We start from the raw sequence: 21565 nt of genomic DNA, 5'->3' as shown, positions 1-21565 counted from the left end.
GGCAGGTCCGCAGGGAGGCCGGCAACCGCTCCTGCCCGCGCCCCGTCGGCGCCTCCGTCGATCATGGAGTTGGGGTTCCCGGTTCACCCAGTTGGCACCGCCGAAAACGGTCCCAACTGGGTGAACCGGGAACCCCAACTCCATGATCGACGGAGGCGCCGACGGGGCGCGGTCAGGAGCGGTTGCCGGCCTCCTTGCGGACCTGCTCGGCCAGGTGGGCGGGCATCGGCTCGTAGCGGGCGAACTCGCGTCGGAAGGTGCCGGTGCCGGCGGTCATCGAGCGCAGCTCGACCGCGTAGCGCAGCAGCTCGGTGGCGGGGACCTCGGCGCGGACCAGGGTGCGGCCCTCGGCGTCCGGGTCCGGCTCGGTGCCGAGCACCCGGCCGCGCCGGCCGGACAGGTCGCCCATCACGGCGCCCACCGAGGAGTCGGGCACCCGGACGGTCACCTCGTCGACCGGCTCCAGCAGCGTCGGCTGCCCCTTCTCGGCGGCGTCCCGCAGGGCGAGCGCGCCCGCGGTCTGGAACGCCGCGTCGGAGGAGTCGACGCTGTGCGCCTTGCCGTCGAAGAGGGTGACCCGCAGGTCCACCACCGGGTAGCCGCCGACCAGGCCGCGCTCCATCTGCGCCCGGACGCCCTTCTCCACCGAGGGGATGTAGTTGTGCGGCACCGCGCCGCCGACCACCTTGTCCACGAACTCGAAGCCGGCGCCCCGGGGCAGCGGCGTGACCTCGATGTCGCAGACGGCGTACTGGCCGTGGCCGCCGGACTGCTTGACGTGCCGGCCGTGCCCCCTGGCGCCGGCCGTGAACGTCTCGCGCAGCGCCACCCGGACCGGCTCGGTCTCCAGCTCCACGCCGCCGGCGCGCAGCCGGTCGAGCACCACGTCGGCGTGCGCCTCGCCCATGCACCAGAGCACCAGCTGATGGGTCTCGGCGTTGCGGTCCAGCCGCAGCGTCGGGTCGCCGGCGACCAGCCGGGCCAGGTTGCGGGCCAGGGCGTCCTCGTCGGCCCGGCTCTTCGCCACGATGGCCACCGGCAGCAGCGGCTCCGGCATCTCCCACGGGGCGACGAGCAGCGGGTCCTCCTTGGCGGAGATGGTGTCGCCGGTCTCCGCGCTGCCCGACTTGGTGATCGCGCAGATGTCACCGGCCACGGCGGTGGGCACCTCGCGCAGCGTCGCGCCGAGCGGGCTGTAGATGTGGCCGACCCGCTCGTCGGCGTCGTGGTCGGGGTGCCCGCGCTCGGCCATGCCGTGCCCGGACACGTGGATCACCTGGTCCGGGCGGAGCGTGCCGGAGAAGACGCGGACCAGGGAGACCCGCCCGACGTGCCGGTCCACCGTCGTCTTGACCACCTCGGCGACCAGCGGGCCGTCGGGGTCGCAGGCCAGCGGCGGCCGGGGCGAGCCGTCCACGCCGGTGACGGCGGGCAGCTCGTGCTCCAGCGGCGACGGGAACGCCGCGACCAGGCCGTCGAGCAGCGCGTCCAGCCCGACGCCGGTCTCCGCGCAGACCGGCACCACCGGGTAGAAGTGGCCGCGGACGACCGCCGTCTCCAGGTCGGTGATGAGCACCTCGGTGTCGATCTCCTCGCCGCCGAGGTAGCGGTCCATGAGGGTCTCGTCCTCGCTCTCCGCGATGATCCCCTCGATCAGCTCGTTGCGGGACTCCAGGATGGCCGGCAGGTGCTCCGGGTCCGGCTCGCGCACCGCCGCCGGCAGGCCCTGGGAGTAGTCGAAGACCCGCCGCGTGATCAGCCCCATGAGGCCGGCGACCGACTCGCCGTCGTCGCCCAGCATCGGCAGGTAGAGGGGGAGCACGTTGTCGCCGAAGACCCGCTGGCAGAGTGCCACCGCCTCGTCGAAGTCGGCGCGCGGGTGGTCCAGCCGGGTCACCGCGACGGCGCGGGGCATGTCGACCGCGGCGCACTCCTCCCAGAGCGCGGCGGTGGCGGCGTCCATGCCGTCGACGGCGGAGACCACGAACAGCGCCGCGTCGGCGGCCCGCAGCCCGGCGCGCAGCTCGCCGACGAAGTCGCCGTACCCGGGGGTGTCCAGAAGGTTGACCTTGACGTCGCGGTGCAGCAGCGGGGCACAGGCCAGGCTCACCGAACGCTGCTGGCGTACGGCGGCGGGGTCGTGGTCGCAGACGGTGGTGCCGTCGGTGACGCTGCCGGCCCGGCCGATCGTGCCGCTGGCCGCGAGCAGTGCCTCGACCAGGGTCGTCTTGCCCGCTCCGGAGTGCCCGACGAGCACCACGTTGCGAACCCTGCCGGGCTCGGTCACCACCGGCGCGCCGCCGGTGACACCCTTCTCCTGATTCTTCTGCGCCATCGCGGCGCACCTCCCTCAACCGGTGGTGGTGGCGACCGCCGCGCGCGACGGGGAAGCGGCCCGGGCGGGCACCGCGGCGATATCTTCCGGTGATCTCCTGGACGACGGGTAGGCGGACGGGTGATCCGGTGAACTGGCTCACCTCCCACGCTCGATCTCACACCTGTAACGGGGTCGGCACAAGTACGCCTGGCGGGTCGGTACGACCGGCTGTGTCCCCGGCCGCTGCCGGCCGTTATCGTGGGACCGCCATGGCGAAGATCTTCCAAGTGACGGCCCGCGCGGGCATGACCCGCGTCGTGGAGCCGGTCGCGCGCGGCCTGCTCCGCGCCGGTGTGTCCCCCAACGCGGTCACCGTGACCGGCACCGTCGGCGTGCTCGTCGGCGCGCTCGGCTTCGGCGCCCGCGGTCATCTGGTCGCCGGTGCGCTGATCGTCACGGTCTTCGCGCTCACCGACCTGCTCGACGGCACGATGGCCCGGATGAGCGGCGGCTCCACCCGGTTCGGGGCCTTCCTCGACTCGAGCATGGACCGGATCGCCGACAGCGCGGTCTTCGGCGCGGTCGCGTACTGGCTGGCCACCGAGCACGACTATTCCGGCGTGGCCGCGGCGCTGCTGTGCCTGGCCGCCGGCGGGCTGGTCTCCTACGTCAAGGCCCGCGCCGAGGGGCTGGGCATGACGTGCAACGTGGGCATCGCCGAGCGCACCGAGCGGCTGCTGATCGTCGGGGTGGGCGGCCTGCTCACCGGCCTCGGCGTCGACCCGGCCCTGGAGATCGCGCTCTGGCTGCTCGCCGCCGTCTCGATCTTCACGGTCGGGCAGCGGATGGCCCACGTGTACCGGCAGGCGCAGCTGGTCGGCCGGGAGTGAACCTCACCGAGGCGGGCTACGTCGCGGGCTGGCGCCTGGTGCGCGCGCTGCCCCGCCCCGTGGTCGCCGCCGCCTTCCGGGCGGGCGCCGACCGCGCCCACCGCCGGGGCGGCAAGGGCGTCCAGCGGCTGCGCGTCAACCTGCGCCGGGTGGTCGGGCCCGAGCTGCCCGAGGCGGAGCTGGACGAGCTGGTCCGCGCGGGCCTGCGCTCGTACGCCCGGTACTGGCTCGAGGCGTTCCGGCTGCCGAGCCTGAGCCGCCAGCAGATCCTGGCCGGCTTCCACCTCGACGGCCAGGAGAAGCTCGCCGCCGACGTGGCGGCCGGCCGGGGCGCGGTGGTGGCGCTGCCGCACGCCGGCAACTGGGACGCCGCCGGGGCCTGGGTGGCCGCCACCGGCTGGCCGATCACCACGGTCGCCGAGCGGCTCAAGCCCGAGGGCGTCTACGAGCGCTTCCTCGCGTTCCGGCAGGGCCTCGGCATGGAGATCCTGCCCACCTCCGGCGGCGACCGCCCGGCGTTCGACGTGCTGGTGGACCGGCTGCGGGCCGGCGCCGTGGTGCCGCTGCTCGCCGACCGGGACCTCTCCGCCCGGGGCGTGGAGGTGGAGTTCTTCGGCGGCCGGACCCGGATGCCGCCCGGCCCGGCGCTGCTGGCGCTGCGCACCGGAGCGCCGCTCTACGTGGCCTCGCTGTGGTACGAGCCGGACGGCGCCCGCGCCGCCATCGAGGGCCCGCTGGAGCTGCCCGAGGAGGGCAGCGCCCCGCTGGACGCCCGGGTGCGCGCCGTGACCCAGCGGATTGCCGACGGTCTGGCGGCGGGCATCGCCCGGCATCCGGAAGACTGGCACATGTTGCAGCGGATGTGGCTGGACCAGCGCACGGACGGCTCCACCGCGTCGGCGGTGCCGCCGGCGGCCACCGGGACGATCTGAGGGAGCGGGGCGCAATGCGGATCGGCATCGTGTGCCCGTACTCCTTCGACGTTCCGGGTGGGGTGCAGAACCACGTCATGGACCTGGCCGAGGCGCTGCTCGGGCTCGGCCACGAGGTGAGCGTGCTGGCCCCGGCCGACGAGGACTCGCCGCTGCCGCCGTACGTGGTGTCGGCCGGGCGGGCGGTGCCGCTGCCGTACAACGGCTCGGTGGCCCGGATCGCCTTCGGCCCCGTCTCCACGGCCCGGGTCCGGCGCTGGATCACCCGGGGCGACTTCGACGTGCTGCACGTGCACGAGCCGCTCACCCCCAGCCTGTCGATGCTCGCCGTGCTCTGCGCCCGGGGTCCGGTGGTGGCCACCTTCCACACCGCGATGACCCGGTCCCGGGTGCTCTCCGCGGCGCAGGGGGTGCTCCAGATCCTCCTCGAACGGATCACCGCCCGGATCGCGGTGAGCGCCCTGGCCCGCAAGGTGCAGGTCGAGCACATGGACGGCGGCGCCGTGGAGATCCCCAACGGGGTGGCGGTGGCGAAGTTCGCCGGCGTCGAGCCGCTGCGCGGCTGGCCGGGGGAGTGCGCGCCGGGCACCGGCGGGACGGTCGGCTTCCTGGGCCGGTTCACCGAGCCCCGCAAGGGCTTCCCGATCCTGCGGGACGCCTTCGTCGCGCTCGCCCCGCACCGCCCCGGGCTGCGCCTGCTGGTGGCCGGGCCGGGCGACGCCGAGGACCTCTACGGCCAGTTCCCGGCCGGGCTGCGGGACCGGGTCACCTTCCTCGGGATGGTCTCCGAGGCGGACAAACCTCGCATGCTGCGCAGCCTGCACCTCTACGTCGCACCGAACACCGGCGGGGAGTCCTTCGGGATGATCCTCACCGAGGCGCTCGCCGCCGGCACCACGGTGGTGGCCAGCGACCTGGACGCGTTCCGCCGGGTGCTGGACGGCGGGCGGGCCGGCCGGCTCTTCCCGACCGGGGACGCGGCGGCGCTGCGCACCGCCCTGGCCGAACTGCTCGACGACGCCGGGCAGCGGGCCGCGCTGACCGCCTGCGGCGACCAGGTGGTGGCGAATTTCGACTGGCCCGTGGTTGCCCGCCGGGTTCTGGAGGTATACGCAGCGGCGATCGAAGCCACCGACGGCCGGGTCATGGACACCGAGTGGGCGGAGCTGGGCTGAACCCGGTGGCCGGTGGGGCCGCTGTGACGAGCGCGTCGACCGGTGCCCGCGCGGGCCGGGCGGGATGAGGAGCAGCATTACGATGCCGGGCATGTGGTGGGTGGTGGGCGCGGTCCTGGTGCTCGGGCTGGTCTCGGCGTACCTCATCTGGACCGCCGGCCGGGTCGAGCGGCTGCAGGCGCGCGCGGAGTCGGCGGCCCGGGCGCTCGACGCGCACCTGCTGCGCCGCGCGGCCGCCGCCGCGGTGCTGGCCGAGCAGCGCTACGGCGTGGAGCTGTACGCGGCCGCCCGGATCGCCCTGGACGCCGTGCCCGAGGAGCGGGAGGCCGCGGAGAACGACCTCACCCGGCAGCTGCGCACGGTGGAGCTGGACCCGGCGGACCCGGCCTGCGAGGCGGTGATCGCGGCGAGCCGGCGGCTGGCCCTGGCCCGGCAGGTGCACACCGACCTCGTCCGCGACGCGCGGGCGGCCCGAGGCCGCCCGCTGGTACGCCTGTTCCGGATGGGACGCGGGCGGGAGTGGCCCCGCTACTTCGACGTCGACGACCCCACGCTCACCCCGCGGGCGGACGTCACCACCGGCTGAGCGCGCGGCGGCCGGACGCCGGTGACGCCGGCCACAGAGCAGGCCACCGGGGGTCTGATTGGCTGTCGGACCGGCGTTGACCCCGTCGTAGCCTTCTGGCAGCCACCCCCCGAGCACGTTCAAGGAGCGATGACCCGTGCCCGAATCCACCTCCCCGAACAGCAACGCCACCCCGGTCGTCGGCACCGCCCGCGTCAAGCGGGGCATGGCCGAGATGCTCAAGGGCGGCGTGATCATGGACGTGGTCACCCCCGAGCAGGCCAAGATCGCCGAGGACGCCGGCGCGGTCGCCGTCATGGCGCTGGAGCGGGTGCCCGCCGACATCCGCGCCCAGGGCGGTGTCTCGCGGATGAGCGACCCGGACATGATCGACGGCATCATCAACGCGGTCTCCATCCCGGTGATGGCCAAGGCCCGGATCGGCCACTTCGTCGAGGCGCAGATCCTCCAGTCCCTCGGCGTCGACTACGTCGACGAGTCCGAGGTGCTGACCCCGGCCGACTACGCGAACCACATCGACAAGTGGGCGTTCACCGTCCCCTTCGTCTGCGGCGCGACCAACCTGGGCGAGGCGCTGCGCCGGATCACCGAGGGCGCGGCGATGATCCGCTCCAAGGGCGAGGCCGGCACCGGTGACGTCTCCAACGCCACCACCCACATGCGGAAGATCCGCCAGGAGATCCGCCGCCTGCAGTCGCTGCCGTCCGACGAGCTGTACGTCGCCGCCAAGGAGCTCCAGGCGCCGTACGAGCTGGTCAAGGAGATCGCCGAGACCGGCAAGCTGCCGGTCGTGCTGTTCACCGCGGGCGGCATCGCCACCCCGGCGGACGCGGCCATGATGATGCAGCTCGGCGCCGAGGGCGTCTTCGTCGGCTCGGGCATCTTCAAGTCGGGCAACCCGGCCCAGCGCGCCGCCGCGATCGTGAAGGCCACCACCTTCCACGACGACCCGGACGTGCTGGCCAAGGTCTCCCGCGGCCTGGGCGAGGCGATGGTCGGCATCAACGTCGACGAGATCCCGCAGCCGCACCGGCTGGCCGAGCGCGGCTGGTGACGGGAGCCGGACGGGGCCCGGGCCGGGCCCCGTCCGACGAGCGAGAGGAGCGCGGAGTGACCGCACCCGTCATCGGTGTGCTCGCCCTCCAGGGCGACGTGCGCGAGCACCTCGCCGCCCTGGCCGGGGCCGGCGCGGACGCCCGTCCGGTGCGCCGCCCGACCGAGCTGGACGCGGTCGACGGCCTGGTGATCCCCGGCGGGGAGTCGACCACCATGAGCAAGCTCGCCGACATCTTCGAGATGCGCGAGCCGATCGACAAGCGGATCGCCGGCGGCATGCCGGTCTACGGCTCCTGCGCCGGCATGATCATGCTGGCCGCAGAGGTGCTCGACGGCCGCCCCGACCAGCGCGGCTTCGCCGGCATCGAGATGACCGTCCGGCGCAACGCGTTCGGCCGGCAGGTCGACTCGTTCGAGGCGCCGGTGGAGATCACCGGGGTCGAGGGCGGGCCGTTCCACGCGATCTTCATCCGCGCCCCGTGGGTCGAGCGGGTCGGCGCGGGCGTCGAGGTGCTCGGCCGGGTCACCGACGACGGCTCCAGCTCGCCGCGCGGCGTCCGACGTGCCGAGCTGGAGTCGTCGCTCGGGCCGGCCGCCGGCCGGATCGTCGCGGTCCGGCAGGGCCACCTGCTGGCCACGTCGTTCCATCCGGAACTCACCGGCGACCTGCGGCTGCACCGCTACTTCGTGGACCTGGTCCGGACCGCCGCCTGAGGCCCCTTTCCTCCTGGTTGCGACGCCGGCGGGGCACGTTTCCCGGGGCCGTCCGGAGCGGCCCCCGGTCACTCGGCCGGCCCCGGCACGGTGCCGGGTGTGACATGCGGGGACGCGACCTCGGTAGGATTGCCGCGGTTCGGCAGGGCTCACCGCCCGCCGCCGCCCCCCAGCCGACCGCCCGGCGGTCCCGGTTCGGCGCGGGCGCGGACAGTCGACGCAGGCGTGAGTCAACAGACGGAGGTATGAGATGTCCGGCCACTCAAAGTGGGCGACCACCAAGCACAAGAAGGCCGTCATCGACGCCAAGCGCGGCAAGATGTTCGCCAAGCTGATCAAGAACGTCGAGGTGGCGGCCCGGACCGGCGGCGGCGACCCCGCCGGCAACCCGACCCTCTACGACGCCATCCAGAAGGCCAAGAAGAACTCCGTCCCGAACGACAACATCGACCGCGCGGTCACGCGCGGCTCCGGGCTGGAGGCCGGCGGCGCCGACTACCAGACGATCATGTACGAGGGCTACGGCCCGAACGGCGTCGCGCTGCTCATCGAGTGCCTCACCGACAACCGCAACCGCGCCGCCACCGAGGTGCGCACCGCGCTCACCCGCAACGGCGGCTCGTTCGCCGACGCCGGCTCGGTGTCGTACATGTTCTCCCGCAAGGGCGTGGTGATCGTCCCGAAGGCCGGCACCACCGAGGACGACGTGATGATGGCCGTGCTCGACGCGGGTGCCGAGGAGGTCAACGACCTCGGCGAGGCGTTCGAGGTGGTCTCCGAGCCGACCGACCTGATCCCGGTCCGCACCGCCCTGCAGGACGCCGGCATCGAGTACGAGTCGGCCGAGTCCTCGCTCATCCCCAGCGTCAACGTGCCGCTGGACGAGGAGGGCGCGCGCAAGATCTTCAAGCTGATCGACGTGCTCGAGGACTGCGACGACGTGCAGAACGTCTACGCCAACTTCGACGTCTCCGACGAGGTCATGGCCGCGGTCGGCTGAGGTCGCCCGACGCGTCGCCGAGCCACCACGCGTCGGCTCGGCGACGTGGTCGGACCCGCCGGAAACCCGGCTGACCGGCCGGCGCCGCACCCGTACCCTCCCGGCATGCTCGTTCCCGACCTGCCGTTGCGCACCGACCGCCTGCTGCTGCGCGCCTTCACCCCCGACGACCTGGCCGTCCTCCGCGACTACCGCGGCCGGCCGGAGGTCACCCGGTTCCTCTACCACGAGCCCTACGACGACGCCGCCGCCCGGGCGGCGGTGGACCGGATGGTGCGGCGCACCGCGCTGCGCGCGCCGGGTGACGCGCTCAACCTGGCCGTCGTCCTGCCGGAGACCGGCGAGTTCGTCGGCGACGTGCTGCTGATCTGGACCAGCGGCGAGCACCGGCAGGGCGAGATCGGCTACGTCGCCCATCCCGACCACACCGGCCGGGGGTACGTCACCGAGGCCGCCCGGGAGATGCTGCGGCTCGGCTTCGACGGCCTCGGGCTGCACCGGATCGTCGGCCGGCTCGACGCCCGCAACACCGCCTCGGCCCGGGTGCTGGAGCGCCTCGGCATGCGCCGCGAGGCGCACCTGCGGGAGAACGAGTTCGTCAAGGGCGAGTGGACCGACGAGGCCGTGTACGCCCTGCTCGCCCGCGAGTGGCGGGCCCGACCCGCCGGCGTCTGACCCGGAGCGGCCCGGCACCCGCGTGGGTGCCGGGCCGCGATGGCCGGCGGGATCAGTGCCGGTTGCGGTACGCCTTGATCGCGCTGTCGACGACATCCCAGACCACGATCAGGACGGTGCCGGCCACCACGATCGTGGCGACGGTGTTCAGGTTCTCCTCGCGCCCGAGCCACGCGAAGCGGTTGACGAACTCGGGGTTGAGCAGCCGGTCGGTCGACATCAGCCAGATGACCGGCACCGCGAACGCCAGGTCGAGCACCGCGTTCACGGCGACCAGGGGCCACGTCCACTGCCCGGCCCGGTACTTGGCGATCTCCAGGCCGACGGTCGCGACGAGCACGGCGATGAGGAACGGCAGCCAGAAGCTCCACAGCGCCGGGTCGAGGATCGGCAGGTTGTCCTCGTCGCCGCTGGGCACGAACGAGTGGAAGTGCTGGATCGGCAGGTATGCGATGACCAGCACCAGCCAGCCGATCGCGGCGGTGACGTCGACCAGGGTGATCTGCCGGTCGGTCTGCACCTCGGGCAGTTGGTCGACGCTCCACCCCGGCAGGTTCAGCGACGTGTTGGTCCGCTCGAGTACCGCGAAGACCAGCGTGACCCAGAAGGCGATCTGGACCGCGACCTGCAGCGCGGTGGCGACGCCCGCCCCGACCGCGCCGCCCGGGTTCTCCCCGTCGGTGGCCTCCAGCAGGCCGACGATGGTGCCGACGGTGGCCGGGACGAAGCTGAGCAGCAGCTTCATCAGCCGCTCCCAGGCCAGGTAGTAGGTCGGGCCGATGAGCTGGAGGCGGCGGTCGGCGTAGCGGGCGGCGAGCTGCTCGGGGTTGCCCAGCTCGGTGAGCACCTCCCGCTCGGCGGCCCCGCGGTCCTGCCCGCCGGCGGTCCGGTCCTCGATCATGTCCTCGATGGAGGCGCGCAGCTCGTCGGCGAGCTCCGTCCGGCGCTGGGTCGGCACGGCCCGCAGGGTGGCCGCGAGGTAACGGTCGGTCAGGGAGCTCATTCGCCCACTCCTTCGATCAGCTGGGTGACGGACGTGTGCACCGCGGTCAGGTCGTCGAGGAGGCGGCCCAGCACCGCTTCGCCCTCGTCACTGGTGCGGTAGAACTTGCGCGGTCGGCTCTCCTCGGTGTTCCACTCGCTGGTCAGCAGCCCCTGCTCCTCGAGCCGCCGGAGCAGGGGATAGAGGGTGTTGGCGTCGACCGGGAAGCCGTGCCCGGCCAGCCGTTGCAGCAACGCGTAGCCGTAGTCGGGCCGGCGCAGCGCGACCAGGCTGGCCACCACCACCGTGCCGCGCCGTAGCTCCTGGAGATGGGTCCGAAGGACCTCCTCGCTCACCATGCATCACACTATAGTGTGTGACACACACTATGCGCAAGCCACACAGCATCGTGTGCGACAGCACCATCGGAACGGAGAGACCCGGGCCACCCTCGGCGCGGACGGTGGAGCCGGTCAGATCGCCTCGGTAGGGTGGGTCGGTCGACTCCGACGCAGCCTTGATCCACACCCCGGGGGGCGCCACGCATGGGCGATTCGTTCGCGCATCTGCACGTACACACCGAGTACTCGATGCTCGACGGGGCGGCCCGGCTCAAGGACCTCTTCGCCGAGGCCGCGCGGCTCGGGATGCCGGCGGTGGCGATCACCGACCACGGCAACATGCACGGCGCGAACGACTTCTACAAGCAGGCGATGGCCGCCGGGGTCAAGCCGATCCTCGGCGTCGAGGCGTACGTGGCGCCGGAGTCGCGCTTCCACAAGCAGCGGGTCAAGTGGGGCCGCCCCGAGCAGAAGAGCGACGACGTCTCCGGCAACGGCGCGATCACCCACATGACCATGTGGGCGGCGAACAAGGACGGGCTGCACAACCTGTTCAAGCTCAACTCGCGCGCCTCCATGGAGGGCCACTACGTCAAGTGGCCCCGGATGGACATGGAGCTGATCGCCGAGCACGCCGAGGGCATCATGGCCACCACCGGGTGCCCCTCGGGGGCGGTGCAGACCCGGCTGCGGCTCGGCCAGTTCGACGAGGCGCTCAAGGTCGCCGCCGCCTACCAGGACATCTTCGGCAAGGACAACTACTTCCTGGAGATCATGGACCACGGCCTCGACATCGAGCGCCGGGTCCGGGACGGGCTCACCGAGATCGCCCGCAAGCTCGACATCCCGCCGGTGGTCACCAACGACTCGCACTACACCCACGAGGCGCAGGCCGAGGCGCACGACGTGCTGCTCTGCGTGCAGACCGGCAGCAACGTCGCCGACCCCAACCGGTTCCGATTCGAGGGCGGCGGCTACTTCGTCAAGTCCGCCGAGCAGATGCGCGCGGTCGACTCGTCCGAGCTGTGGCAGCAGGGCTGCCGCAACACCCTGCTGGTCGCCGAGAAGGTCGACCCGGCCGGGATGTTCGAGTTCCACAACCTGATGCCGCGGTTCCCGATCCCGGCGGGGGAGACCGAGGAGTCCTGGTTCCGCAAGGAGACGTTCAAGGGGCTGGAGCGCCGCTACCCGAACGGCATCCCCGAGGGGCACGTCGTCCAGGCGGAGTACGAGCTGGGCGTCATCATCCAGATGGGCTTCCCGTCCTACTTCCTCGTGGTCGCCGACTTCATCCAGTGGGCGAAGAGCCAGGGCATCGCGGTCGGCCCGGGCCGCGGCTCGGCCGCCGGCTCGCTTGTCGCGTACGCCCTGGGCATCACCGACCTGGACCCGATCCCGCACGGCCTGATCTTCGAGCGGTTCCTCAACCCCGAGCGCATCTCGATGCCCGATGTCGACATCGACTTCGACGAGCGCCGGCGCGGTGAGGTGATCCGCTACGTCACCGACAAGTGGGGCGAGGACAAGGTCGCGCAGATCGCCACCTTCGGCACCATCAAGGCGAAGGCCGCGATCAAGGACTCGGCCCGGGTGCTCGGCTACCCGTACGCGGTCGGCGACCGGATCACCAAGGCGATGCCCCCGGCCGTGATGGGCAAGGACATCCCGCTCTCCGGCATCTTCGACCCGAAGCACCCGCGCTACGCCGAGGCGGGCGAGATCCGCGGCCTCTACGAGTCCGACCCGGACGTCAAGAAGGTCATCGAGACCGCGAAGGGCATCGAGGGCCTGATCCGGCAGACCGGCGTGCACGCCGCCGGCGTCATCATGTCCGCCGAGCCGATCATCGAGCACATCCCGCTCATGCGGCGGGACTCCGACGGCGTCATCATCACCCAGTTCGACTACCCGACCTGCGAGTCGCTCGGGCTGCTGAAGATGGACTTCCTCGGCCTGCGCAACCTCACGATCATCGACGACGCGGTCAAGAACATCCAGCTCAACCACGGCAAGGAGCTGGACCTGCTGGGCCTGCCGCTGGACGACAAGGCGGCCTACGAACTGCTCGCCCGCGGCGACACCCTGGGCGTGTTCCAGCTCGACGGCGGGCCGATGCGCTCGCTGCTGCGGCTCATGAAGCCGGACAACTTCGAGGACATCTCCGCCGTGCTGGCGCTCTACCGGCCCGGCCCGATGGGCGTGGACTCGCACACCAACTACGCGCTGCGCAAGAACGGCCTCCAGGAGATCACGCCGATCCACCCGGAACTGGAGGAGCCGCTGCGGGAGATCCTCGCCCCGACCTACGGCCTGATCGTCTACCAGGAGCAGGTGCAGCGCGCCGCGCAGATCCTCGCCGGCTACACCCTCGGCCAGGCCGACCTGCTGCGCCGGGCGATGGGCAAGAAGAAGAAGGAGATCCTCGACAAGGAGTTCATCCCGTTCCGGGACGGCTGCCGCGAGCGCGGCTACTCCGACGAGGCCATCCAGGCGGTGTGGGACGTCCTGGTCCCGTTCGCCGGCTACGCGTTCAACAAGGCGCACTCCGCCGCCTACGGCCTCGTGTCGTACTGGACCGCGTACCTCAAGGCGCACTACCCGGCCGAATACATGGCGGCGCTGCTCACCTCCGTCGGTGACGACAAGGACAAGATGGCGCTCTACCTCTCCGAGTGCCGCCGGATGCGCATCCAGGTCCTCCCACCGGACGTCAACACCTCGGCCGGGCCGTTCACGCCGGTCGGCGAGGACATCCGGTTCGGCCTGGCCGCGGTGCGCAACGTCGGCGCGAACGTGGTGGCCGCGATCATGCGGTGCCGCGAGGAGAAGGGCGACTACGCCGACTTCTACGACTTCCTGTCCAAGGTGGACGCGGTGGCCTGCAACAAGAAGACCATCGAATCGCTGATCAAGGCGGGCGCCTTCGACTCGCTCAAGCACACCCGCAAGGGCCTGCTCGCCGTGCACGCCGACGCCATCGACGCGTACGCCGACGTCAAGCGCAAGGAGGCCGTCGGCCAGTACGACCTGTTCGGCGCCGGCTTCGGCGACGCCGACACCGGCGCGGGCAGCACCACGGTCATGCCGGTCATCGGTGAGAGCGAGTGGGACAAGCGGGACAAGCTCGCCTTCGAGCGGGAGATGCTCGGCCTCTACGTCTCCGACCACCCGCTCTTCGGGCTGGAACACGTGCTCGGCGCGGCGGCCGACACCACCATCGCCGCGCTCTCCGAGGAGGGCACCGTGCCCGACGGCGCGGTGGTCACCCTGGCCGGCATCCTCTCCGGCGTGCAGCGCCGGGTCACCAAGCAGGGCCGGGCCTGGGCCTCGGCCACCCTGGAGGACCTGGCCGGTGGGGTGGAGACCCTCTTCTTCCCCAACACCTACGAGGTGATCGGGCAGTACATCGCCGAGGACGCCATCGTGGTGGTGAAGGGGCGGGTCGACCGCCGAGACGACACGCCGCGGATCATGGCGATGGACATGCAGATGCCGGACATCAGCAGCAACCCGGCGAACAAGCCGGTCACGCTCACCATCCCCGTGCACCGCTGCACGCCGCCGCTGGTGGAGAAGCTGAAGGAGACCCTGGTGCTGCACCCGGGCGACACCGAGGTGCACGTCAAGCTGCTCAACGGCGGCAAGGTCACCACGCTGCGCCTCGGCCCGTTCCGGGTGGCCCCGACCACCGCGCTGATGGGCGACCTCAAGAGCGTCCTCGGGCCGGCCAACGTGAGCTGACCCGCCGCGGGCGGCGGCGGGCGGCTCAGGGCCGGTGCCCGCAGAGCACGTCCGCGGCGGCGTCGGCGGTCTCCAGCACGACGGTGTGGTAGCTCTCGATGCAGGACAGGATGGCCTCGCGCGGGCCGTCCCGCCAGGCGTCGTTGCCGTAGAAGGCGGTCTCCTGCTCGTCCCGCACCGCCACGGACGGGAAACCCCGGATCAGGTACGCCTCCTCGTGGCCGTCCTCCCGGACCAGGGACGCCCCGGCGGCCACCACCCGGATGCCGAAGCGGCCGAGCAGCGGCGCGGCCTCCTCCCTCATCACCCGCACGAATTCGTCGATCGTGCCGGGCCTCAGGCGATAGGTGCGGATCTCGAGAATCATCGACGACCTCCGGGACGGATGCGAGGCTGACGCTGTCCGTCGTGATCCTGCCCCACCCGGGTGGATCAGGTCGGCCGGTACTCCATCTCGGGGCGGCCCGGGGTGCCGTAGCGGGGCGCGCGGACCGCGCGGTCGGCGGAGACCAGGTACTCCAGGTAGCGCCGGGCGGTGACCCGGGAGATCCCGGTGCGCCGGCCCACCTCGGTGGCGGAGAGCCCGCCGTCGCCGAGGGCGGCCAGCACGGTGTGCAGGGTCTGCTCGTCGAGACCCTTGGGCAGGGTGTGCCGGTCCGCCCCGCGCAGGGTGGCGAACATGCGGTCCACCTCGTGCTGGGCGGCCACCTCGCCGTCGGCGAGGGCCTGCCGGCGGTACTCGGCGTACCGCTCCAGCTTGTCGCGGAAGGCGGCGAAGGTGAACGGCTTGAGCAGGTAGTGGGTCACCCCGAGGGACACCGCGGTGCGGACCACCGCGAGGTCCCGCGCCGAGGTCACCGCCAGCACGTCCACGCTGCTGCCCGCCGCCCGCAGGGCCCGGCACACGTCCAGGCCGTGCAGGTCGGGCAGCCGGAAGTCCAGCAGGACCAGGTCGACGTCCGCGCCGCCGTGCCGGCGCAGCACCGCCATCGCGTCCCGCGCGGTGTGCGCCACCCCGACCACCACGAAGCCGGGCACCCGTTCGGTGTACGCCCGGTGCGCCTCGGCCAGCAGCGGCTCGTCCTCCACCACGAGCACCCGGACGTCGCTCATCGGGCCACCCTCAGGACCGGCAGCCGGACGGTGAACACGGTCTCCCCGTCCTCGGTGCGGACGACCTCCGAGGCGCCACCGTGCCGCTGGACCACCTGCCCGACCAGCGCCAGGCCGAGCCCCCGGCCGGCGCTCTTGGTGGACCAGCCGCGCCGGAACGCGTCCGCCACCCGGTCCGGGTCCAACCCCGGGCCGCTGTCGGCGACCCGGACCACCAACTCGTCGCCGACGGCGCCCACGAACACCCGGACCCGGCGCGGCGGCGGGGTGCCGGCGACCGCCTCGAGGGCGTTGTCGACCAGGTTGCCGACCACGGTGAGCAGGTCGGTGCCGGGCAGCGGGCTGTCGTCGAGCCGGCAGTCCGGCTCGATCACCAGGTCCACGCCGCGCTCGCCGGCCTGCGCCGACTTGCCGAGCAGCAGGGCGGCCAGCGCCGGTTCGGTCACCGCACCGACCACCCGGTCGGTGAGCTGCTGGGCGAGCGCCAGGTCGCGGGTGGCCAGCCGGACCGCCTCGTCGGTGCGGCCCAGCTCGACCAGGGTGAGCACGGTGTGCAGCCGGTTCGCCGACTCGTGGGTCTGCGCCTGCAGCGCCTCGGTGAGGGCCCGGACCGAGTCCAGCTCGCTGGCCAGGTTGCGCAGCTCGGTCTGGTCGCGCAGGGTCAGCACGGTGCCGAGCACCGCGCCCTCGAAGCGGGTGGTCCGCTGGTTGGCGACCAGCACCCGGTCGCCGGCCAGGACCGGCTCGTCGTGCGCGTCCCGGCCCGAGTCGAGCAGCTCGGCCACCGCCGGGGGCAGGTCGATCGCGGTGACCGGCCGGTCGGTGACCGGGGCGTCGTGGGCCAGTCCGAGCAGCCGCCGGCCCTCGTCGTTGACCAGCGCCACCCGGCGGTCCCGGGTCAGCACCAGCAGGCCCTCGCGGACGGAGTGCAGGACCGCGTCGTAGTACTCGTACATCCGGGTCATCTGGCTCGGCCCCAGCCCGTGGGTCTGCCGGCGGAGCCGGCGGCTGAGCAGCCAGGACCCGGTGGCCGCGAGGGCCAGGGCGGGCGCGGCGGCGCCGAGCAGCACCGGCACCTGGGCGAGCAGCTTCCGGTTGATCGCCCGGGTGGTGATGCCCACCGAGACCAGCCCGATGATCCGGTGCTCGTCGTCGTACACCGGGACGACCGCGCGCACCGACTCGCCGAGGGTGCCGACGTTGGTGACGGTGAACGGCTGGCCGGAGAGCGCCGGGCCGATGTCGCCGATGAACGGCTGCCCGATGAGCGCGGGGTTCGGGTGCGAGTAGCGGGTCCGGTCCGGGGCCATCACCACCACGAAGTCCGTTCCGGTGGCGACCCGGGTGCCCTCCGCGTACGGCTGGAGGGTGGCCGGCGGGTCGGCGGCGGTGAGTGCGGCACGGACGTTGGGGGAGCCGGCGACGGCCTGCGCCACGGCCAGCACCTCGTCCTTCGCGGCCTGGTGGGAGTCGCTGCGGGCGAGCCAGACGGCGCCGGCCGCGCCGGCCAGCACGAGCAGCGTCACCACCACCGCCTGGAGGGCGAAGAGCTGCCCCGCGATGCTCCACTGCCGTCGGGCCACCGGTCCCTCCTCCCGCCCCGGAACGTCCCGCAAGTCTGGCGCACCCGCCCGGTCCGATTTCGGGTGCGCGTCACCGGGGTGAACAGAATGAACGCAAGCGTGCCCTCCGCTGAGACCGGCTTCACATTGTGGGCATGGACACCACCACCACACCCACCCCTGCGACCGCCGGGCCCGCCCGCCGGGACCGGACCCGGTACCTCTACCTGGCGGTCATCGTGGCCGTCGTCGCCGGCATCCTGGTCGGCCTCCTGGCGCCGGAGGTCGGCAAGGAGTTGAAGCCGCTGGGCACCGGCTTCGTGAACCTGATCAAGATGATGATCAGCCCGGTCATCTTCTGCACGATCGTGCTCGGCGTCGGTTCCGTGCGGCAGGCGGCCCGGGTCGGCAAGGTGGGCGGCCTCGCCCTCGGCTACTTCCTGCTCATGTCGACGGTGGCGCTCGCCATCGGCCTGGTGGTCGGCAACATCATCCACCCCGGCTCGGGCCTGAACCTCGGCCCGGAGGTGGCCGACGCGGGCAAGTCCGTCGCCGGTGGCGAGAGCGGCGACACCGTCGAGTTCCTGCTCGGTGTCATTCCGACCTCGCTCCTGTCCGCGCTGACCGAGGGCTCGGTGCTCCAGACGCTGCTCGTCGCCCTGCTGGTCGGCTTCGCCGTCCAGGCCATGGGCCGGCGCGGCGAGCCCGTGCTGCGCGCGGTGGAGGTGATCCAGCGCCTCGTCTTCAAGGTGCTGGCGATGATCATGTGGGTGGCCCCGATCGGGGCCTTCGGCGCCATGGCCGCGGTCGTCGGCGCGACCGGCGTGGACGCCCTGACCAGCCTGGCGCAGATCATGCTCGGCTTCTACGCCACCTGCCTGATCTTCGTGATCGTGGTGCTGGGCGCGCTGCTGCGGCTGGTGTCGGGGGTCTCGATCTTCTCCCTGCTGCGGTACCTGGGCCGGGAGTTCCTGCTGATCCTGTCCACCTCGTCGTCCGAGTCGGCGCTGCCCCGGCTGATCGCCAAGATGGAGCACTTCGGCGTCAGCAAGCCGGTCGTCGGCATCACGGTCCCCACGGGCTACTCCTTCAACCTCGACGGCACCGCGATCTACCTGACCATGGCCGCGCTGTTCGTCGCCGACGCGCTCGGCAAGCCGATGGCGATCGGCGAGCAGATCGGCCTGCTGGCCTTCATGATCATCGCCTCGAAGGGTGCGGCCGGGGTGACCGGCGCCGGCCTGGCCACGCTGGCCGGTGGCCTCCAGTCGCACCGGCCGGACCTGGTCGACGGCGTCGGGCTGATCGTCGGCATCGACCGGTTCATGTCCGAGGCCCGGGCGCTGACCAACTTCGCCGGCAACGCGGTGGCCACCGTGCTGGTCGGCACCTGGACCGGCGAGTTCGACCGGGCGCAGGCCCAGGCCGTGCTCAGCGGGCAGCGCCCGTTCGACGAGGCGACCATGCTGGACGAGGACGAGGACGCGCCGTCGGCCGACGGGGAAACCGCGGAGGCACCCGCGCGGCAGCCCGCCGGAGTGGCCGGCGCGCAGGCCTGAGCCGGGCACCTGGCGACGCCGCGATCCGCCGCCACCGGGCGTCCCGGTGGCGGCGGATCCCGGCGAGCGCGGATCACTCGGTGAAGAGCTTGGCCGCCGTGGTGACGGTCTGCCAGACGCCGTAGCCGAGCAGCACGGTGACCAGCGCCCACGAGATCCAGAGTCGGGCCTGCTGTGAGCCCAGGGCCGCGGCCGCGGGTCGGCTCTCCGGCTTCAGCGCGACCGGGTCGGTCTTCTCCGCGGGCGCCAGCGGAACGGCTCCGCCGGTTTCCGGTTCGTGGAACCGTTCCGGGACCGGCCGGATCAGCAGATTGGCGATGAATCCGACGGCGAGCACGCCCACCATGGTGAACAGCGCCGGCCGGTATGCCCCGGCGGTGAGCGTCCCCGGTTTGCCCTGCGCGTCCAGGATCCCGTTGACGATCAGCGGTCCGGCCACCCCCGCGGCGGACCATGCGGTCAGCAGCCGGCCGTGGATGGCGCCGACCTGGTGGGTGCCGAACAGGTCGCGCAGGTAGGCGGGAGCGGTGGAGAAACCGCCGCCGTAGAACGAGATGATGACGCCGGCAAGGATCACGAACAGTGCGGTGGCGTTGTGCCCGATCACCGCGAGCAGGGTGTAGAGCACCATGCCGAGGCCGAGGTAGACCACGTAGATCGGCTTACGGCCGATGATGTCGGACGTCGACGACCACACGAACCGGCCGGCCATGTTGAACAGCGACAGCAGGCCCACGAAGCCCGCCGCCGCGGCGACCGACACGGCCGACACGCCGTTGTCCCGGAAGAAGTCCTGGATCATCGGGGCGGCCTGCTCCAGGATGCCGATGCCGGCGGTCACGTTGGTGAAGAGCACGATCCAGAGCAGCCAGAACGAGCGCGTGCGGATGGCGTTCGCCGCGGACACGCTCGCCCTGGTGACCAGGGGCTTGTCGGCGACCGAGGCGGGATCGAAGCCGGCCGGGCGCCAGCCGGGCGGAGGCACCCGTACGTTGAACACGCCGAGCATCATGATCAGGAAGTAGCCGACGCCGAGCGTGAGGAACAGCCCCACGAGCGCGTGGCTCGAGGCCACCGCTCCCGCCTTGGCCGGGTTGAAGTCCGGGTCGTAGAAGGAGAGCAACTCGCGCGACACGGGGCTGGCGAGCAGTGCGCCGCCGCCGAAGCCCATGATCGCGAGGCCGGTGGCGAGGCCGGGCCGGTCCGGGAACCACTTGATCAGGGTGGAGACGGGCGAGATGTAGCCGATACCGAGCCCGATGCCGCCGATCACGCCGTAGCCGAGGTAGAGCAGCCAGAGTTGTCCCGTGGCGATGCCCAGCGCCCCGACCAGGAACCCGGCCGCCCAGAAGCACGCGGACGTGAACATGGTCTTGCGGGGTCCGCTGCGCTCGGCCCACGTGCCGCCGACCGCCGCGGAGAGTCCGAGCATCACGATCGCGATGCTGAAGATCACCCCGATGGCCGTCTGGCCGGCATCGAACCGGGCGATGAGCGAGTTCTTGTACACGCTGGTCGCATAGACCTGTCCGATGCACAGGTGCACCGCGAGCGCCGCCGGCGGGATGAGCCAGCGACTGTATCCCGGAGGAGCGACGGTGTGCCGCGGATCGAGTGCCGCCAGCCTGGCCATTTCCGTACCTTCCTGCCAATAGTGGGCGAATGCGGTGCGACGGCCGTGGCCGGAGCACCTGTCCCACCGAGACCGGGACAGAGGCACGGGGTTCCCGGATCCGGCCGCATCATCCGCCGTCGGGCGGCCGGTCCCGATCGGGCGGCTCGACAGGGTCCGGGGCTGGGCGTCCGACATCGGCGCGGCAGGCCGCCGCCCGGAAATTGGCCGTCCCGGTCGCCGAGGATGATCGTTAGCGTCGGTGGCATGGACGTGGAGCAGGCGCAGAAGCTGTGGCAGCCGGAGCCCGGCTGGCTGAACACCGCCAGTTACGGGCTGCCGCCCGAGCCGGCCTGGCAGGCGTTGCAGGACGCCCTGGCGGACTGGCGGGTGGGCCGGATCTCCTGGGAGGGCTGGGGCGTGGCCGCTGAGCGGGCCCGGGCCGCGTTCGCCCGGCTGGTCGGGGTGGCCCCGGCGGACGTGACGATCGGCAGCACCGCCTCGCAACTGCTCGCCCCGGTGGCCGCCGCGCTGCCGGCCGGCGCCACCGTCGTCGTGCCCGAGGTGGAGTTCACCTCCAACCTCTTCCCCTGGCTGGTGCAGCAGGAGCGGGGCGTCCGGGTCCGCACCGTGCCGCTCGCCGGCCTGGTCGACGCGATCGACGCCGACACCGACCTGGTCGCGTTCAGCCTCGTGCAGTCGGCCGACGGCGCCGTCGCCCCGTACGGGACGATCGTCGCGGCGGCAAGGGCGCACGGCGCCCTCGTCGCGGTGGACGCCACCCAGGCCGCCGGCTGGCTGCCCTTCGACGCCGGGCTGGCCGACGTGGTGACGGTGGCCGCGTACAAGTGGTTGATGGCGCCGCGCGGCGCGGCCTTCGGCTACCTGGCCCCGGCGCTGCGCGAGCGGCTGCGTCCCGACGCCGCCGGCTGGTACGCGGGCGCCGACCCGCACGCCTCCTACTACGGCCCGCCGCTGCGGCTGGCCGACGACGCCCGGCGCTTCGACATCTCGCCGGCCTGGTTCAGCTTCGTCGGGGCGGCGCCCGCCCTGGAACTGCTCGCCGAGATCGGGTTGCCGGCCGTGCACGCCCACGACGTGGCGTTGGCCAACCGGTTCCTGGCCGGGCTGGGCCGGCCGCCCGGCGACAGCGCGATCGTCGCCGTCGAGGTGCCGGGCGCGCAGGAGAAGCTGGCCCGCGCCGGCGTGCGGGCGGCGGTCCGTGCCGGACGGGTGCGCGCCGCCTTCCACCTCTACACCACGGAAGAGGACGTCGACCTGGCCCTGGCGGCGCTGACCGGTTGAGACGC

The 21565-nt window shown here is 72.6% G+C and carries 18 protein-coding genes; 11 read left to right on the top strand and 7 right to left on the bottom strand.

The window, feature by feature from the left end; genetic code table 11:
- Window positions 1-172: 172 nt before the first annotated feature.
- Entirely contained in the window at window positions 173-2335 is a 2163-nt protein-coding gene (locus ACW0Q9_RS08335; RefSeq protein ID WP_456179476.1) for an elongation factor G-like protein EF-G2, read from the bottom strand.
- A gap of 251 nt (window positions 2336-2586) precedes the next feature.
- Here ACW0Q9_RS08335 and pgsA point away from each other — a divergent pair, with 251 nt between their 5' ends.
- From pgsA to ACW0Q9_RS08295, 8 genes are all read left to right on the top strand, one after another.
- Window positions 2587-3207 (top strand): phosphatidylinositol phosphate synthase, encoded by a 621-nt coding sequence (pgsA, locus tag ACW0Q9_RS08330; protein ID WP_456179475.1) that lies wholly within the window; start codon window positions 2587-2589, stop codon window positions 3205-3207.
- Complete coding sequence (locus ACW0Q9_RS08325; protein ID WP_456179473.1) at window positions 3204-4139, top strand: phosphatidylinositol mannoside acyltransferase; 936 nt, start codon at window positions 3204-3206, stop codon at window positions 4137-4139. The genes pgsA and ACW0Q9_RS08325 overlap by 4 nt, the downstream gene beginning before the upstream one ends.
- Window positions 4140-4153: 14 nt before the next feature.
- Window positions 4154-5314, top strand: a complete 1161-nt coding sequence (locus ACW0Q9_RS08320; protein WP_456179472.1) for a glycosyltransferase family 4 protein — start codon at window positions 4154-4156, stop codon at window positions 5312-5314.
- Between the two features lie 82 nt (window positions 5315-5396).
- Complete coding sequence (locus ACW0Q9_RS08315; protein WP_456179470.1) at window positions 5397-5900, top strand: hypothetical protein; 504 nt, start codon at window positions 5397-5399, stop codon at window positions 5898-5900.
- Between the two features lie 136 nt (window positions 5901-6036).
- Window positions 6037-6954: a pyridoxal 5'-phosphate synthase lyase subunit PdxS gene (pdxS, locus tag ACW0Q9_RS08310; RefSeq protein ID WP_456179468.1), complete on the top strand. Its 918-nt coding sequence runs from the start codon at window positions 6037-6039 to the stop codon at window positions 6952-6954.
- Between the two features lie 56 nt (window positions 6955-7010).
- Window positions 7011-7670 carry a pyridoxal 5'-phosphate synthase glutaminase subunit PdxT gene (gene pdxT, locus ACW0Q9_RS08305; protein WP_456179466.1) on the top strand — a complete coding sequence of 220 codons (660 nt, stop codon included), beginning with the start codon at window positions 7011-7013 and terminating at the stop codon, window positions 7668-7670.
- Window positions 7671-7920: 250 nt separating this feature from the next.
- On the top strand, window positions 7921-8670 hold the full coding sequence (locus tag ACW0Q9_RS08300) for a YebC/PmpR family DNA-binding transcriptional regulator (protein ID WP_456179464.1): 750 nt from the start codon (window positions 7921-7923) through the stop codon (window positions 8668-8670).
- Between the two features lie 105 nt (window positions 8671-8775).
- Window positions 8776-9345, top strand: a complete 570-nt coding sequence (locus tag ACW0Q9_RS08295) for a GNAT family N-acetyltransferase (RefSeq protein WP_456179463.1) — start codon at window positions 8776-8778, stop codon at window positions 9343-9345.
- Between the two features lie 52 nt (window positions 9346-9397).
- Here ACW0Q9_RS08295 and ACW0Q9_RS08290 read toward each other — a convergent pair whose 3' ends face one another.
- Window positions 9398-10348 carry a permease prefix domain 1-containing protein gene (locus tag ACW0Q9_RS08290; protein ID WP_456179461.1) on the bottom strand — a complete coding sequence of 317 codons (951 nt, stop codon included), beginning with the start codon at window positions 10346-10348 and terminating at the stop codon, window positions 9398-9400.
- Window positions 10345-10686 (bottom strand): PadR family transcriptional regulator, encoded by a 342-nt coding sequence (locus tag ACW0Q9_RS08285; protein ID WP_456179459.1) that lies wholly within the window; start codon window positions 10684-10686, stop codon window positions 10345-10347. The genes ACW0Q9_RS08290 and ACW0Q9_RS08285 overlap by 4 nt, the downstream gene beginning before the upstream one ends.
- A 186-nt stretch (window positions 10687-10872) precedes the next feature.
- Here ACW0Q9_RS08285 and dnaE point away from each other — a divergent pair, with 186 nt between their 5' ends.
- Complete coding sequence (gene dnaE, locus ACW0Q9_RS08280) at window positions 10873-14409, top strand: DNA polymerase III subunit alpha (RefSeq protein WP_456179457.1); 3537 nt, start codon at window positions 10873-10875, stop codon at window positions 14407-14409.
- Between the two features lie 25 nt (window positions 14410-14434).
- Here dnaE and ACW0Q9_RS08275 read toward each other — a convergent pair whose 3' ends face one another.
- The 3 genes from ACW0Q9_RS08275 to ACW0Q9_RS08265 form a co-directional block, all read right to left on the bottom strand.
- Window positions 14435-14776 carry an NIPSNAP family protein gene (locus ACW0Q9_RS08275; protein ID WP_456179456.1) on the bottom strand — a complete coding sequence of 114 codons (342 nt, stop codon included), beginning with the start codon at window positions 14774-14776 and terminating at the stop codon, window positions 14435-14437.
- Between the two features lie 65 nt (window positions 14777-14841).
- Window positions 14842-15522 (bottom strand): response regulator, encoded by a 681-nt coding sequence (locus ACW0Q9_RS08270; protein WP_456179454.1) that lies wholly within the window; start codon window positions 15520-15522, stop codon window positions 14842-14844.
- Entirely contained in the window at window positions 15519-17105 is a 1587-nt protein-coding gene (locus tag ACW0Q9_RS08265) for an ATP-binding protein (RefSeq protein WP_456179453.1), read from the bottom strand. The genes ACW0Q9_RS08270 and ACW0Q9_RS08265 overlap by 4 nt, the downstream gene beginning before the upstream one ends.
- Window positions 17106-17239: 134 nt before the next feature.
- Between ACW0Q9_RS08265 and ACW0Q9_RS08260 the strand changes: the two genes are divergently transcribed.
- A complete protein-coding gene (locus ACW0Q9_RS08260) occupies window positions 17240-18643 on the top strand; it encodes a cation:dicarboxylate symporter family transporter (RefSeq protein WP_456179451.1) in 1404 nt (467 codons plus the stop codon).
- Between the two features lie 73 nt (window positions 18644-18716).
- Here ACW0Q9_RS08260 and ACW0Q9_RS08255 read toward each other — a convergent pair whose 3' ends face one another.
- A complete protein-coding gene (locus tag ACW0Q9_RS08255; protein ID WP_456179449.1) occupies window positions 18717-20276 on the bottom strand; it encodes an OFA family MFS transporter in 1560 nt (519 codons plus the stop codon).
- 246 nt (window positions 20277-20522) lie between these two features.
- Between ACW0Q9_RS08255 and ACW0Q9_RS08250 the strand changes: the two genes are divergently transcribed.
- Window positions 20523-21560 (top strand): aminotransferase class V-fold PLP-dependent enzyme, encoded by a 1038-nt coding sequence (locus ACW0Q9_RS08250; RefSeq protein WP_456179447.1) that lies wholly within the window; start codon window positions 20523-20525, stop codon window positions 21558-21560.
- Window positions 21561-21565: the final 5 nt, after the last annotated feature.

Source organism: Micromonospora sp. I033, from assembly GCF_053890995.1.
The sequence above is the reverse complement of the archived record's forward strand: the minus strand, read 5'-3'. Positions and strand labels throughout refer to the sequence as shown.